The following is a 14,839-nucleotide window of genomic DNA, read 5'->3' on the forward strand; positions in this document are numbered from 1 at the left end:
GCTGCCGACAGGCGGGGCGCGTCCCGCCGCACCGCAGGGGAGCGCATCCCGCCGCGCCGCTGGGCATCGTTCCGCTTCCACCGCCGGAAAGGACTGGCCAAGGCCGTGTTCGTCGCCTGGAGAGACCTCAGGTTCGCCAAGGGGCGGTTCGCCCTGATGGGAACCGTCATCGTGCTGATCACCCTGCTGGTCGGGCTGCTGTCCGGGCTGACCGCCGGGCTGGGCCGGCAGAACATCTCCGCGATCACCGGCCTGCCCGCCGACCGGATCGCCTTCGACGCGCCCGGTGACGGGCAGGAGCCGTCGTACGGCGACTCCACCGTCACCGAGAAGCAGTGGCGGCGGTGGGCCCGGACTCCCGGCGTCACCGGTGCCGAGCCGCTGGGCATCACGACGACCAGGGCCACCGCGGGGGTCCGCAGCGCCGGGGTCTCCGCCTTCGGTGTCGAACCCGGCTCCCGGCTCGCCCCCGACAGCGACCGGATCACCGAGCGCGCGGCGGTGCTGTCCGTCGCCGCCGCCGACGCCCTCGGTGTCAGGCAGGGTGACGCCTTGACCCTGGCCGGGCAGCGGCTGACGGTGGCCGCCGTCCAGGGGGACGCCTCCTTCAGCCACACCCCGGTCGTCTGGACCAGCCTGGACGTCTGGCGGAGGACGGCGCCCCCCACCGGCGACGGCGCGGGGCCGACCGCGACCGTGATCGCCCTGCGCACCACCTCCGCCGTCGACGTGCCGGCCGCCGACCGGGCCGCGGGCACCGAGACGGTCTCCAAGGCGGACTCGCTGTCCGCGATCGGCTCCTACGCCTCCGAGAACGGGTCCCTGCAGCTCATGCGCGGTCTGCTGTTCGTCATCTCCGCCCTGGTCATCGGCGCCTTCTTCACCGTCTGGACCGTCCAGCGCGGCAGCGACATCGCCGTCCTGAAGGCCCTCGGCGCCTCCACCGCGCACCTGCTGAGAGACGCCCTCGGGCAGGCGGTCGTCCTGCTCACCGGCGGCACCCTGCTCGGTACCGCCGTGGCCGCCGCCCTGGGTGCCGTCGTCGCCGGCTCGACGGTGCCCTTCGTGCTGACGCCGGCGACCGTTCTCGTACCGGCCGCGGTCACGATCGTGCTCGGCGCGGTCGGGGCCGCCCTGGCCGTGCGCCGCATCACCTCCGTCGACCCGCTGACCGCCCTGGGGGGCGCCCGATGAGTCTGCAGCTGACCGGCATCACCCTCACCTACCCCGACGGCGAGGGCCGCCTGACCGCGCTCGACCACGTCACCCTGGACGTCCCCCCGGGCAGCCTGACCGCCGTCGTCGGCCCCTCCGGCTCCGGCAAGTCCAGCCTGCTGGCCGTCGCCGCGACCCTCGTCGCCCCGGACACGGGCACCGTCACCGTCGACGGGACCACCACCACCGGCATGACCCGCGGGGACCTCACCGACCTGCGCCGCCACAAGATCGGCATCGTCTTCCAGCAGCCCCGTCTGCTCCCCTCCCTCACCGCCGTCGAACAGCTCCAGGTGATGGCCCACATCGACGGCCGCTCCCCTGCCGGGGCCCGCGGCCGGGCCCTGGACCTGCTCGACGCGGTCGGCCTCGCCGACCACGCGCACCGCCGCCCCCACCAGCTCTCCGGCGGACAGCGCCAGCGCGTCAACATCGCCCGCGCCCTGATGAACGACCCCACGGTGCTCCTGGTCGACGAGCCGACCAGCGCCCTGGACCACGAACGCGGCGCCGCCGTCATCGACCTCATCGCCCGCCTCACCCGTCGGCGGGCCACCGCCACCGTGCTGGTCACCCACGACCGGGCCCACCTCGGCGCCGCGGACCGGATCGCCGAAGTCCACGACGGACGGCTCCGCCTGCCGGCGGGCGGCGGCTGAGCCGGCGTGCGGCCGCCGGGCACCCGTCACCCGCCAACCGGCTCTCCCGCCGGCGCGGGGCAGCGGCACCGCACTGCCGGACACGGGTCGTCTCGAACCACCGGCCGGTCACCGCGCACCGGGACGCTCCCCGCTTCCGCGGCGGCCCACGGCCGCCTGTCCGACGCCCCCCGGGGGCGGTGGGCTCCCCCCGGTGCGGCTCACCTGCCGGGCAGAGTGTCGTCGTCCCTCGGATCTGCGGTCCGCCGCCTGCGGCGAGGCGGCGGCTCGACCTGACCGACGAGCACGGCGACCCTCCTCTCACCCCCGTCCCGTACGGTCCGCTGTCGGTGTTCGGAGGCTGGCACTAGATGCAGCAGTCCGTCCCGCGATCTCTGCCAGCAGTTGCCCTCGGCGTCCCTGAAGGAGACCGAGACGCCGGTCGCCCGTGCCATGACGGCCGCCTCGGTCGCGTGAGCGATCAGGAAGGAACCGACCCTCACGGGCCGAAGCGTGGGTGGAACCGTGGCACGGATCTGCCAGAGCAGGGGGCTGTCGTGGAAGTCCACCCAGAGATACAGCCGAAGGTCGTACACGGGCAGCCTGGAGCTGTTGATGAGGTAGACGTCGGGATACGCCTCCTCCGTGGAGAGGGCGGCGCTGGTCACCAGGTCGGTGTCCGGACGGTGCCCCGTCCAGGCCGCGACGCCGGACGCCTGCTCGGACCGGCGCTCCTGCTCCCTCTCGCGATCCCGTTGGCGTTCCAGGCGCAGCAGGTGAAAGGCGGCTCGCCCCGCGTAGATCGCCGCTCCGAGGCCGACCCAAGTCCCGGCCGATCCCACCCATGTGGCGATATCACCGACGCTCGCCATGCCACTCCCCCCGCCCGGCACCCTGCCGGCTCGTCACCCGGATCCTGCCCGCCCGGGGAACGGTCCGACCACCCGATCGGCCGGTACGGCGCTGTGCCGGCGGGCGGGGACGGCCACGGCCGCCTCCCTGTCCGTCACCGACACCCGGATCCGGTCCGCTCCCGCGACCTGGCGGCACCGCGGCGCGGGCCCCCAGGAGGAGGGGCAGGCCCTGTGCGGCCCGGCCGGCCCGGCTAGTTCCGCCAGGTGCCGTGGAGGGCGGAGACGGAGAACCCGGGGCCGTAGGCGACCATCAGCGCGCTCCGGTCGTCGGCCGGGGGCCGGTCGTGGGTGCGTTCGAGGACGCGGAGAACCGATACGCCGCCGAGGTTGCCCTCCTCGACGAGGGTGTCGAGGGAGTGGCGGACGTCGGTCTCGGTGAGGCCGAGGGCGGTGGCGGTGTCGAGGATGATGGGCTTCGACCCGGGGTGGATGACCGGCACGTCGACGGGGCGGCCGGCGAGCCAGTCGAGGACGGCGGGCATCACGTGCCTGGCTCCGCCGGTGGCCTGCTTCGTACTGTCGAAGTGCAGGCCCGTGCCGTCGATGCGGCCGGCGTACATGGTGAGGCTGTCGGGGAGGGCGTACTCGAAGACCCCGTCGGCGTCGACGGTGAGACCGGGACCGAGAGGTTCGCTGGAGACGAGGGTGGCGGCTCCGCTGTCGCCGAACAACGCCTTGTAGATCATGTGCTCGATCTCGGTGTCGGCGTGGTTGTAGGCGGTGGACAGGACTTCCGCGGCGACGACGAGGACCCGGGACCCGGGGCGGAGGAGGGCCTGCTCCACGGCCTTGACGAGGGCGTGGGCACCGCCGGCGCAGGCGACGGTCGTCAGGGCCGTACGGCGGACGGTGGGCCGTAGGCCGAGCCGGGCGATCAGGTGGATGTCGAGGTTGGGGACGGCCCAGCCGGTGGCGTGGGTGGTGATGAGGCCGGTGATGTCGCCGGGCTGGAGCCCGTGTCGGTGGAGGGCGGCACGGGCGGCTTGTTCGGCCATGGCGAGGCCGTCCGCGAAGGCGCGGGTGGCGCGTTCACCGATGCCCGCGGTGCCGTTGACGGTGGGCGTGTCCAGTGGCTGCGTGAAGTAGCGGGTGTCCACACCGCAGTTGCGAATGACGCGCAGTATCGCACCGAGGCGGGGATGGTCGGGATGATGGGTCCGGATGTCCTCTGCTATCTCGTCCGTGGTGATTTTGTGCGGGGCGAGGACGGTACTGGGGCGGGCGATATGAGCGGGCATGAGTTCCCCCCTGGAGGCGCTGCGACCTGATTGGGTCAAGGTACGGCAAAGTTGGCTGGTTCGTTTCCTTCACCGTCCCCGAAATAGTGCTGGCCGTGCACCAAAGAGGGGCAAATTCAGGCGTCCAGGCGGGTTCCCGGTGCCTGCAACATGCGCGGCCGGGTCCCGGCCCGCCGCGGACCCGACCGAAAAACGAGGATCATGCACCGGGATCCGGGCGCGGCGAGCGGCTGCGCCACACACATCGTCACCCAGCCCGGCCCCTCGACCGCGTGCCGGATCGGACGCTCGTCACCGTCGGGGTGGATGGAGGCGCCGCCCTTCTCGTACAGGAGCCGGGCGGCGGGGTCGGCGAGGACCTCCGCCTCGATCTGCCGGAGCACCTTGTCCTCGGGGCGCTGGGCGAGCGCGGCCTGCAACTGCGGCATCACCAGCGGCGCCCACGCCGTGTCCCACTCGATGAGCTGGTCGCGTCCGTCGAGGAGCATCCACCGCATGGTGTTGGCGGGGGCCTGGCCGCTCTCGAACAGGGCGTGGAAGCGGTCGTTGCAGGTGACGAGGTTCCAGGAGGCGTCGGTGACGTACGCGGCGTGCGTGATGCCGGCGACGGCGTCGGCCCAGGCCGCCGGGAGGGCGTGGCCGGAGGTGTCGTACAGCGGGCCGGGCGGATCCTCGCCCCGGGCGTACCGGCAGAGGCTGATCCACTCCTGCTCGTTCATGTCGTAGAGGCGCGCCACGTCCCGGAGGAGGTCGACCGGGGGATGGGGGTAGTTGCCGGACTCCAGGCGCTGGTACGTGCGGTCGGCGTAGCCGAGGAGTTCGTCCACCTGCCCCTGGGACAGGCCCGGGGCGCGGCGCCCCCGGCCGGTGGGGCGGGACAGTCCGTGGGATTCGGGGGATATGAGGGCACGGCGGTCTTTGAGAAGTTTTTTCAGTGCGTGGCGGTTCACTGGAGCGTAGTCCCCCGGGGCTTGTGTTGACTGTCGGTCAGTGTAATTAGTGTCATGAGCTTTTGCTGTAAAAGATTGGCCCTAGATATCCGGTGATTGTGTGCTGCATGCTCGGTGACGCGGGGTCGCCGGCCGTCATGTGCGGTCATCAGTGATCTCGCGCACCCCTCGTGGGCGCGCATCGGCAATGCGGGACGCGCCGACTGCTGTCCGCGAGCGGGAGACCGGGGGCGAGCCGGGTTTGCCGTCGGTTTCCGGGGCCGTTTCCCGTAAGCGGGAATCGCGGGTACGGCACCTGGGAATCCGTCAGCACTCCAGATCTCGCGTCCCGGCGGCCAGGCCACGGCCGGTGCCCCCTCGCCCCACCCCAGGGGCCTCGGCACCGGCCGTCCGGTGCTGCCGCGGGTCGCAGGCCGGAAGACCGTCGCCGCGTTCACCGCGTCACCGGCGAGTGCCGGCCGGCTCCGCCTCGTGTCCGGCCGTCATGCCGTCACCTCCCGTCCGCCGTCGGCCGCTTGCCCATGCACGGCGGAGCGCAGCGACCGGCTCAGGTCGCCGGTGGAGCCGGTTCCGGCAGCGGAGGCCGTTCGTGTACTCGTGGGTGTCGTCGCCGCCGTAGCCGCGTTCGACCGCATCCACGAGCCGCCCCCACGCGTCCACCCGGTCGGCGACGGTGAACGCCGTCCGTCACTCCCGCCGGTGCGGTTTCCCTGTGCGTGCCCATCGCCGCGAGGTTCCCACGACGGTGCCCGGCGGCGCCACCGGGCTTCCGGGTGAGCCGGGAGCGGCCGCACCGCGACGCCGGGAGCGGCTGGAAGCCCGTTCGGACGCCCGCGGATCCGGAAACCCGCCAGGTGCCCGCGGATCCGAAAGCCCGTCAGGCACCCGGGGATCCGGAAACCCGGCGGCCGCCCGCACCTGCCGGTCGCCGGCCGGTGCCCGGCAGGTGCGGGCGCGGTGTGCCGCTCGTACCCGGCGCGTGGGCGACGATCCGCCGCGGTCGGCCACCCGGCGAGGGGCGAGCGAAGACTCCTGGGAGAATGGCCGTGCCGGACGTGGACGAGGAGGGGGCCGATGGCAGACGTACGCGGAGAGCCGGTGGCGGCACCGGGTCCCCTCCCCCACCCCCTGCGGACGGGCGCTCTCGCGAGGGAGTGCGCCCGCGCCGGGGAGTTCCTCGCCGCGGGCGCGTGGCGCCTTTCCCCGGCGGACGCCCACGCCGTGGGGGCCGTCCTGGCCCGCCTCGGCGCTCCCCTCCCCACCCGGCGGGGCCCTGCGGAGAAGATCCGGGCGACGGACCGGGACAGGCGGCTGCAACGCGTTCTGCGGACCGCCGTCCACCACCTCGACGCCGGTGCCGTCGGCCCGCCCGCCGCCGCCCTCCTGGCCGCCGTCGCCCGCGCCCTGCTGCCCTGGCACGCCGCCCCCGACCCGCCGAAGGCGGCCGCGGCCCCCAGGTACGCGGCCGTCCCGGGTACGGCGGACGGCGCGGCGCCACCGACCGCGGCGGGAGAAGCCCTGCTCCCCGAGCTGACCGCGCTGTTCACCGCGCTCGCCGCGACGAGCGCCCCCGGCACCCTCCCGCTCACACCGCCGGTCGAGCCCTGGCGGGTCCGGCACTCGGGGAGGTTCCGCCACTACAGCAGGCCCGGCCCCGGGGTGTGGGCGGCGAGAACCGTCGCCTGCCCGGGATGCGGCGGCAAGGACGGGCCGTGGACGGTGACCTGCGACTGGCGCCGGGCCGCGCTGGGCTGTCCCTGCGGAGTGGTGAACCGCGAACACGGCCTCGCCCTCTCCGAGATCTGGCTCGTACTGCCGGGGGCGTGAGCACCGGCACCGGCGACCGGTGCGCATGCGGCGCGGGCGGCACGGAGGGGCGTCGCACCCGTCCCAGGACCCCGGTTGGGCGGCACTCCGGCCCGGCGCATGCCGGCGCCTGTCCGCACGCACGCCTGTCCGCACGCGCCGACCTCACCGCCGGGTCCGTCTCCACCGGCCCCGGGGGGCTCGGCGTCCTGGAGCTCTGACGTCCTTCGTCGGACGGGAACCGGAACTCGGGGCCATCGCTTCCGACCCTTCCGACGTGCACAGGGCCCGCCTGGTCACCCTGACCGGACCGGGCGGCTCCGCGAGTACCCGCCTCGCGCGCGAGACCCACGCGGGCGGCGGTCCGCCGTGTTCCCGAGGACGTCGGCGTCGAGGGAGCGGACCGTGCGGACCGGCGCCGCGGCTTCCGGCCCTTCCCCGGTTCAGCGGGCCCGGCCACCAGGAGTGAACGTGACGGGAAGCCGGGCCGGGCCGCGGAGGCCGCCGGGCCGCCAGTCCAGTGCCGCCGGGGGCACGGCCAGGGCGAGGCCAGGGAGGCGGCGCAGCACCGTTCCGATGGCGACCCGGCCTTCGAGCCGGGCGAGCGGCGCGCCCAGGCAGTAGTGGATGCCGTGTCCGAAGGCCAGGTGGGCGTTGTCCCGCCGGGTGATGTCCAGCCGGTCGGGGTCGGGGAACCGGGCCGGATCGCGGTCGGCGATGGCGGACGCGATGAGCACGGTCGCGCCGCGCGGGACAGTCACGCCCGCGATCTCGACGTCCTCGAGGGCGAACCGGGCGATGCCCGGGCTGACCGGGCCGTCGTAGCGGAGGAACTCCTCGATCGCGTCGGGCAGCAGGTCCGGCTGCCGGCGCAGGAGGGTCAGCTGGTCGGGGTGGGCGAGCAGCGCGGCGATGCCGCCGCCGATCAGGTTGACCGTCGTGACGTAGCCGGCGACCAGCAGCAGGAAGGTCATGGCGATCAGCTCGTCGTGGTTCAGCCGCCGCTCCTCGTCGTGGGCGGTGATCAACGCGCTGAGGAGATCGTCTCCGGGGTGGGCGCGCTTGGCGTCGAGGTGCGCGGTCACGTAGGCGCGCATCCGCTGCCAGGCCTCGTCGACGGCGGCCGGGTCGGGCAGTTCCTCCCCGCGGACGAGCATGGCGTCGGTCCACCGCTGGAAGTCGTGCCGGTCGTCCACGGGCACGCCGAGCAGCTCGCAGATCACGGTGACCGGCAGCGGCAGCGCGAAGTCCGCCACGAGGTCGGCCCGGCCGGCCGGTACCACCGCGTCGAGGAGCCGGTCGGTGATCTCCTGGACGCGGGGCTCCAGCGCGGCGACCCGGCGTGCGGTGAACGCCTTGGAGACCAGGCGGCGCAGCCGGGTGTGGTCGGGCGGGTCGGAGCGGAGCATGTTGCTCATCATCGACTCGCGCTCGAACCGGGGCAGCTGCTGGACGAGCCGTGGGTCCGAGGCGTCGCGGACATCGCTGCTCAGCCGGGGGTCGGACAGGGCGGCCAGGCCGTCCTCGTAGCGGGTGACCAGCCAGGCGTCCAGGCCTCCGGCGAGAACCGCGCGCCGGACCGGGCCGTCCTCGCGCAGCCGCCGGTAGAGCGGGAAGGGATCGGCCACGAAGGCCGGGTCGGCGTAGGGGAGAAGGACTGGCTGCCGGCTCATCGTGCCTCCCGTGCGGGCACCGACCACACGTGCCCCCGTCGTCTGGTCTCTCACATGCCCCTTTTGCAAGCTTTCGAGGGGAATGTTCCCAGTGTGCCGGGGACCGGAGCCTTTCTCACCCGCCCACGCGGCCGGGGCCCGCGCAGGGCCCCGGCCGGGGGGTCAGCAGGCGTCCACGTACCAGACCGGTGCCCAGTCGCCGCTCGCGTCCGACGAGGGTGCGCCCGGAGTGGTGTAGATGAGCCTCTTGTTCTTGTCGTACATGCGGGCCTTCGTGCCGGCCGACTGGTTGTTGTACCAGGAACCCCCGCTGTTCAGGCCGTCGGGGATCTCCTGGATGTAACAGTCCTTGAACCGGAAGGCGAGGTCCTTGAAGTTCGCCTTCTTGTAGCCGCAGAAGTAGTACTTCGGGCAGTCGGACGGGGCCGCCGTCACCCGCGGCTGCGCGGAGGCGGTGGGGGCGAGCATGCCGGCCAGGCCGAGCGCCGCGGCGGCCGCGGCCAGACCGGCCTTCTGTGACGTCCGCACGAAAGATCCTCCTGTCTCGGGGAAACACCGCCTGGAGACCGGCGGTGCGATCCGAGCCTGCCCGCTCGCCGCCCCCGGTGTCGTGAGCGCACGGCGCACAGTGCTTGGCACACGGCGCACACGGCGATTGACGCGGAACCGCCTTCCGGTGGGCGCCACGAGCGGCCGAGAGTGCTGGAAGACCACCGGCAGTACGCGACACCACGGGGAAACACCATGATGACCGTCCTGGACACCTCCTGCCTGCCGCCCGCCGAGAGGACGGCCGCCTGGGCGGAGGCCACCGCCGAAGCCCTGGTGACCACCTGTATGAGGTTTCCCGACCCCGCGAACTTCGGCGCGCGGATCAGTGCGATGGCGCTGGGGCCGGTGCAGCTGTCGGCGATCTCGTACGCGCGTCTGGTCTCCTACCGCTCTCCGCGGCTGATCCGCGCGTCGGACCCCGAGCTGTACCAGATCGGCGTGATCACCTCCGGCCGGCAGAGCATCGAGCAGGCACGGCACAACACCGTCGTGGAGCCCGGTGAGATCGTCCTGTACGACAGCTCCCGGCCGTTCGAGGCATCGGCCTGCGGTCCGGGCCGCTGCGGTTCCCTGGTCCTGCAGTTCCCCCGGAGCCTGCTGCCGTTACCCGACCACCTGGTCGCTCCGCTGTGCGGAACGGCCCTCGGCACGGCCGACGGCGTGGGGCACGTCTTCCGCGAAACCCTGGTCAGCCTGGCGCGGGCGGACACCGACCTGACGCCGCTGGACCGGCAACGGCTGGGCGCGACCGTCGTCGACCTCGCCGCGGCGGTCATCGCGCGGTGCGTCGACCGTACGTCCGCGCTGCCTCAGGAAAGCCGCTCGGCGACGCTGTTCCGGCAGGTCAGGGCGTTTGTCGCGGAGCATCTCCACGACCCCGGGCTGGGTCCGGCCACGGTGGCGGCGGCGCACAGCATCTCCGCGCGCTACCTGCACCGGGTCTGCCAGGCGCACGGGACGACCGTGAAGAGCCTCGTCCGGCAGGAGCGGATCGCGCGGTGCAGGCGGGACCTCGCGGACCCGCTGCTCCACGCGACCCCCGTCAGCGCGATCGGTGCCCGCTGGGGCTACCCGAGGGCCTCCGACTTCACGCGCGCCTTCCGGACCGCGACCGGGATGACACCGACCGCGTACCGGAACCTGTGGAGGGGCGCGGATGCCGCGGGGTGAGCGGGCCCGGCCGGCGACGTACGGTCACCGCCGCTGCGCCGCGATCAGCGCGCGGTACCAGTGGTAGCTGTCCTTCGGCGTCCGCCGCAGGGTGTCGTAGTCGACCCGGACGATCCCGAACCGCCTGCCGTAGCCGAAGGCCCACTCGAAGTTGTCCAGCAGCGACCAGACGTAGTAGCCGCGGACGTCCACGCCCGCGTCCAGCGCGGCCTTCAGCGCGGTGAGGTGGTCGCGCAGACAGGCGACCCGGTCCCGGTCGTGCACCCTCCCGTCCGCGCTCGGCTCGTCGTGTTCGGCGGAGCCGTTCTCCGTGATGTGGACCGGCGGCAGCGCGTCACCGTACCGCTCCTTCAGCGCCACGAGCAGGTCGGTGAGGCTCTCCGGGACGACCGGCCAATCCATCGCGGTGTGCCGCGCCCCCGCCGGCCGGACCTCCGCGTAGCGGTTGTCCGTCGCCGTCCGCCGCGCCGGGTCGGCCTCCCGGTGCGGGGCGTCGGCGACGACGATCGGCCGGTAGTAGTTGACGCCGAGGAAGTCCAGCGGCTGCCCGATCAGGGCCAGGTCGCCGTCGCGCCGGAAGTCCTGGCCGCTGATCAGCTCGCCCCAGGTCTCCTCCTCGGTGTCCGGGTAGCGGCCGGCGAGCAGCGGCTCGGTCCACACCAGGTTGTGCTGGGTGTCCGCGCGGACGACGGCCGCGCGGTCGGCGGCGGAGCCGGTGGCGGGCAGGTTGCGGTCGAGGTTGAGGGTGATGCCGGCCTCGCGCACCCCCGCCGCCCGCAGTGCCTGCACCGCCAGCCCGTGCCCGACCAGCAGGTGGTGGGCGGCGGCGAGCGCGCCCCGGCCCTCGCGGGCGCCGGGGGCGTGGCGGCCGACGGAGTAGCCGAGGAAGGCGCTGCACCACGGCTCGTTGAGGGTGATCCAGCGCGGCACGCGGTCACCGAGGTGCTCGGCGACGACGGCCGTGTACTCGGCGAACCGCTCGGCGGTCTCCCTGACCCGCCAGCCGCCCCGGTCCTCCAGCGCCTGGGGCAGGTCCCAGTGGTAGAGGGTGGCGGCCGGCTCGATGCCCGCCGCGAGCAGCTCGTCCACGAGCCGCGCGTAGAAGTCCAGGCCCCTGGGGTTCACCGCGCCGGAACCGGCGGGCACGATCCGCGGCCAGGCGATCGAGAACCGGTAGGAGTCCACCCCCAGTTCCCGCAGCAGCGCCACGTCCTCCGGGTAGCGGTGGTAGTGGTCGCAGGCCGTGTCGCCGGTGTCGCCGTTCGCGACGAGTCCGGGGGTGTGGCTGAAGGTGTCCCAGATCGACGGGCCGCGGCCGTCCTCGCGTGCCGCGCCCTCGATCTGGTAGGAGGCGGTGGCGGCGCCGAAGACGAACCCCGGGGGAAAGCGCGGGACATCGGTCGTGTCGCTCATGTCGCGCATGTGCGGGGCTCCTGGGGTCACTTGACGGAACCGCCGGTGATACCGGCGGCGATGTACTTCTGCGCGAGGACGAGCAGGATCGCGGCGGGGATCGCGGACAGCACGGACGCGGCCATCACCGAGCCCCAGTCGCCCACGTGGGCGCCGATGTACTGGTAGATGCCCAGCGTGACCGGCTTGACGTCGTCGGTGGTGTTGAGGGTGAGCGCGAACACGAAGTCGCTCCACGCGAACAGGAACGCGAACAGGCCCGAAGTGATCAGGGCGTTGCGGCTCATCGGCAGCACCACCCGCACGAAGGTCCGCAGCGGCCCGGCCCCGTCCATCTGCGCGGCCTCGATGACCTCGCCGGGGATGGACACCATGAACGAGCGCATCAGCACGATGGAGAAGGGGATGCCCAGCGAGGCGTCCGCGAGCATCAGCCCGGCGTAGGAGTTGACCAGGCCCAGGTCGACGTACGACGTGTAGAGCGCGTTGGCGACGACGATCCCCGGCACCATCTGGGTGATCAGGGTGCCGAACACGAGGGTGCGCGTGCCGGGCAGGCGGAACCGCGCCAGCCCGTACGCCGCCGGGGCCGCGATCGCCAGGCACACGGCCACGGCACCGAGCGAGACCACCAGCGAGGTCAGCAGGTGCCCGCCCTGGTCGTCGAGCGCCTTGGAGAAGCCGGACAGGTCCACGCCGTGCGGCACGGGGGCGACCTCGACCAGCCCGGCCTCGGGCTGGAGTGCGGTGTCGAGCATCCAGTACAGCGGGAACAGCATCACGGCCAGGACGAGCACACCGGTCACGGTGGAGCCCAGGCGGTGTCCGCGCGCACGCGGCCTCACGTTCTCGGCGGTCATCGCCGTCACGTCCCCTCGGTGCGGTTGGCCCGCAGGTAGAACACCGCGAACACCGCGGAGATCAGGATCAGTACGTTGCCGACGACGGCGCCCGCCCCGAAGTCCAGCCGTACGAATGAGTTCTGGTAGGTGAGCGTGCCCAGCGTCTGGGTGGCGTCCGCGGGGCCGCCGTCGGTGAGGGCCAGGATCAGGTCGAGGATCTTGACCGTCGACATGAATCCCAGGACGAGGACGACCGTGACGACGGGCCGGAGCACCGGCAGGGTGACGGAGCGGAACGTCCGCCAGGCGGAGGCACCGTCCAGGGCGGCCGCCTCGTGCAGCTCGCGGGGTACCTCCTGCAGCCCGCCGTACAGGACGACCATGTTGAACGGGATGCCGATCCAGATGTTGACCAGGACGACGGACAGCAGGGCCGTGTGCGGATCGGTCAGCCATGGCGTGTGACCGGCGAGGCCGATCGTGTCGAGGAAGGAGTTCAGTACACCGGTGTCCTGGTCGAGGATGCGCCGCCAGACGATGCCGGAGACCACCATGGGCACCAGCCAGGGCAGCAGGATCAGCGACCGGAGGACGCCGTTCAGGGGGAACTTCCGGGTGAAGAAGACGGCGAGGGCGAGGCCGATGCAGAACTGTCCGAGGAGGGAGCCGGCGGTGAAGACCAGCGTGTGCCGCAGCGCCTTGCCGAAGAGGGCGTCCTGGAGGACGTTCGACCAGTTGTCGAAGCCGTTCAGGGGCGCCTCACCGGTGAAGAACGTCCTCGGCGTGTAGTGCTGGAAGCTCATCACGACGTTGCGGAGGAGCGGGTAGCCGAAGAACAGCAGCATGAACAGGACCGCCGGGGCGACGAACCCCCACTGGGCGAGCCGGTTCCGGCGCCGCGGCCGGGCGGGGACCGGCACGCCGGCCGGGGGCACCGCGGTGGGCGTGGTCACGGTGGACGTGGTCATCCGCGCGTACCTCGGTTCCCGTTCGTGGCCCGCTGCTGGGCCCGCTGGAGGGCGGCCTGGCTGGACTGGCCGGTCAGGGCGGACTGGAAGGCGCTCTGCAGGGCGAGCGACACGCCCGTCCAGCCGGCGCCGAGCCTGGCCGTGCGGGACCGGGCCGCGGCGACCTGGTCGGCCAGCGCGTCCAGCTCCGGCACCCGCTTGCGCCATACGGCGGCGGCCTTCTCGTTGGCCGGGACCATCCAGCTGTTTAGCGCGTAGGCCAGCTGCTCCTTCTCGCCGGCGAGGCAGGCGACGATCCTCCCCGCCGTCCGCTCCCGCCGCCGGTCACCGGTGTCCGGCACGGTGAGCACGGCACCGCCCAGCGGGCCCACGGACCTCTCCCCCGGCCTCGGCACCGGGATCCGTGCGATGCCCCAGTGCAGCGACTTGTCGGAGTCGAGCGTCTCGACCTGCCACGGGCCGTTGATCATCATCGCCGCGTTGCCCGCCATGAACTGGTCGTTGACGTCGGCCTGCGTCCAGCCCACCGTCGATTTCGACAGCGAGCCGTCCTCCAGCAGGCTCTTCCAGTAGTCCAGCGCCTGGACGACCTTCGGCCCGTCGAGCCGGGTCTCGTCCCCGCCGTTGGACCACATGAACGGCGTGAACTGGAAGACGCCGTCCTCGGCGCCGCCGGCGCTGAGCGCGAGGCCGTACCGCTTGCCCCGGGTGAGCTTCTTCGCGGTCTCGCGCAGCTCCGCCCAGGTCGCGGGCACCTTCAGGCCGGCGCCGTCGAGGATGTCCTCGTTGTAGAAGAGCGCGAGTGTGTTCACCGCCCGGGCGGCACCGTAGTAGGTCCCCTTGTAGGAGCCGAAGTCGACGATGCCCCGCGGGACGTCCTCGGTGCCCAGCCCGAGCGTCCTGAGGTCGACGAGCCCGCCGGCCTCGGCGAACGTCGGCATCTCCGAGGCGTCGAACTGCACGATGTCGGGCAGCGACCTGGAGGACGCCATGCGCAGTGCCTTCGTCATCACCTGCGCCGCCGGGACGCTCTGCTGCTCGACGGTGACGCCCAGCCGCCTGCCGCAGCGGGCCATCGCCTGCGCGTCCCAGCGGTGGTAGGTCTCGTCGGTCGACGAGTTCAGCACCGTGTAGACGGAGCTGTCGCGCTGCCGGCCGCAGCCGGTCGACGCCGCTCCGGCGACCAGGGCGAGGACGGCCACGAGGGGTATGACGGCACCGCGTGCGGATCGGACGGCACTTCGAGGGAGTCTATTGAAGCGCTTCGACATGCGCGGCCCCTGCTGTCGCACTACTCCGGCGGCATTGCCGGACACGTTTGTTCACAGCCATGACTAATACGCCATGCGCGCGCCGGACGGAAGACCCGAGCACCGGTCCATCCCGGCGCACCGTCCCGTGACGACGGCCGAGAGGCCCGTGATCATGGCTGGTCACCGTGGTTTTACCGGGACTTGCCC

General features: G+C 72.9%; 13 protein-coding genes. 4 read left to right on the forward strand and 9 right to left on the reverse strand.

Translation table 11 applies throughout. The features are described 5' to 3' along the window. Nucleotides 1–105 precede the first annotated feature (105 nt). Complete coding sequence (locus ACZ4VF_RS21515; RefSeq protein WP_467927787.1) at nt 106–1,194, forward strand: ABC transporter permease; 1,089 nt, start codon at nt 106–108, stop codon at nt 1,192–1,194. Continuing rightward, nucleotides 1,191–1,874, forward strand: a complete 684-nt coding sequence (locus ACZ4VF_RS21520; RefSeq protein ID WP_467927789.1) for an ABC transporter ATP-binding protein — start codon at nt 1,191–1,193, stop codon at nt 1,872–1,874. The genes ACZ4VF_RS21515 and ACZ4VF_RS21520 overlap by 4 nt, the downstream gene beginning before the upstream one ends. 200 nt (nt 1,875–2,074) lie before the next feature. Here the strand turns inward: ACZ4VF_RS21520 and ACZ4VF_RS21525 are convergent, their stop codons facing one another. The 3 genes from ACZ4VF_RS21525 to ACZ4VF_RS21535 all read right to left on the reverse strand — a co-directional run bounded on the left by ACZ4VF_RS21525 (nt 2,075) and on the right by ACZ4VF_RS21535 (nt 4,955). Continuing rightward, nucleotides 2,075–2,521: a hypothetical protein gene (locus ACZ4VF_RS21525; protein ID WP_467927790.1), complete on the reverse strand. Its 447-nt coding sequence runs from the start codon at nt 2,519–2,521 to the stop codon at nt 2,075–2,077. A gap of 437 nt (nt 2,522–2,958) precedes the next feature. After that, nucleotides 2,959–4,005, reverse strand: coding sequence for a beta-ketoacyl-[acyl-carrier-protein] synthase family protein (locus tag ACZ4VF_RS21530; RefSeq protein WP_467927791.1), 1,047 nt, complete (start codon nt 4,003–4,005; stop codon nt 2,959–2,961). Nucleotides 4,006–4,121: 116 nt separating this feature from the next. Continuing rightward, nucleotides 4,122–4,955, reverse strand: a complete 834-nt coding sequence (locus tag ACZ4VF_RS21535; protein WP_467927792.1) for an MmyB family transcriptional regulator — start codon at nt 4,953–4,955, stop codon at nt 4,122–4,124. A 1,074-nt stretch (nt 4,956–6,029) separates the two neighbouring features. On the opposite strand from ACZ4VF_RS21535, the gene ACZ4VF_RS21540 reads away from it, so the two are divergent. Continuing rightward, nucleotides 6,030–6,782, forward strand: a complete 753-nt coding sequence (locus ACZ4VF_RS21540) for a hypothetical protein (RefSeq protein WP_467927794.1) — start codon at nt 6,030–6,032, stop codon at nt 6,780–6,782. A 422-nt stretch (nt 6,783–7,204) separates the two neighbouring features. On the opposite strand, the gene ACZ4VF_RS21545 is transcribed toward ACZ4VF_RS21540, so the two are convergent. Together ACZ4VF_RS21545 and ACZ4VF_RS21550 are read right to left on the reverse strand one after the other, a co-directional pair. Continuing rightward, nucleotides 7,205–8,434 (reverse strand): cytochrome P450 family protein, encoded by a 1,230-nt coding sequence (locus tag ACZ4VF_RS21545; protein ID WP_467927795.1) that lies wholly within the window; start codon nt 8,432–8,434, stop codon nt 7,205–7,207. A 162-nt stretch (nt 8,435–8,596) separates the two neighbouring features. Continuing rightward, on the reverse strand, nt 8,597–8,962 hold the full coding sequence (locus tag ACZ4VF_RS21550; protein ID WP_467927796.1) for a hypothetical protein: 366 nt from the start codon (nt 8,960–8,962) through the stop codon (nt 8,597–8,599). A gap of 216 nt (nt 8,963–9,178) precedes the next feature. On the opposite strand from ACZ4VF_RS21550, the gene ACZ4VF_RS21555 reads away from it, so the two are divergent. After that, nucleotides 9,179–10,156, forward strand: coding sequence for an AraC-like ligand-binding domain-containing protein (locus ACZ4VF_RS21555; protein WP_467927797.1), 978 nt, complete (start codon nt 9,179–9,181; stop codon nt 10,154–10,156). 24 nt (nt 10,157–10,180) lie between these two features. Here the strand turns inward: ACZ4VF_RS21555 and ACZ4VF_RS21560 are convergent, their stop codons facing one another. From ACZ4VF_RS21560 to ACZ4VF_RS21575, 4 genes are read right to left on the reverse strand one after another with little or no spacing between them, the layout of a single operon-like run. Next, nucleotides 10,181–11,578, reverse strand: coding sequence for a GH1 family beta-glucosidase (locus ACZ4VF_RS21560; protein WP_467927799.1), 1,398 nt, complete (start codon nt 11,576–11,578; stop codon nt 10,181–10,183). A 17-nt stretch (nt 11,579–11,595) separates the two neighbouring features. Continuing rightward, nucleotides 11,596–12,429 (reverse strand): carbohydrate ABC transporter permease, encoded by an 834-nt coding sequence (locus ACZ4VF_RS21565; protein WP_467927800.1) that lies wholly within the window; start codon nt 12,427–12,429, stop codon nt 11,596–11,598. Nucleotides 12,430–12,434: 5 nt separating this feature from the next. Beyond that, nucleotides 12,435–13,379, reverse strand: a complete 945-nt coding sequence (locus ACZ4VF_RS21570; protein ID WP_467927801.1) for a carbohydrate ABC transporter permease — start codon at nt 13,377–13,379, stop codon at nt 12,435–12,437. Then, nucleotides 13,376–14,650: an ABC transporter substrate-binding protein gene (locus ACZ4VF_RS21575; RefSeq protein WP_467927803.1), complete on the reverse strand. Its 1,275-nt coding sequence runs from the start codon at nt 14,648–14,650 to the stop codon at nt 13,376–13,378. Before ACZ4VF_RS21575 ends, ACZ4VF_RS21570 begins: the two co-directional genes overlap by 4 nt. Nucleotides 14,651–14,839 lie beyond the last annotated feature (189 nt).

This window comes from Streptomyces sp. NPDC029151, from assembly GCF_055564315.1.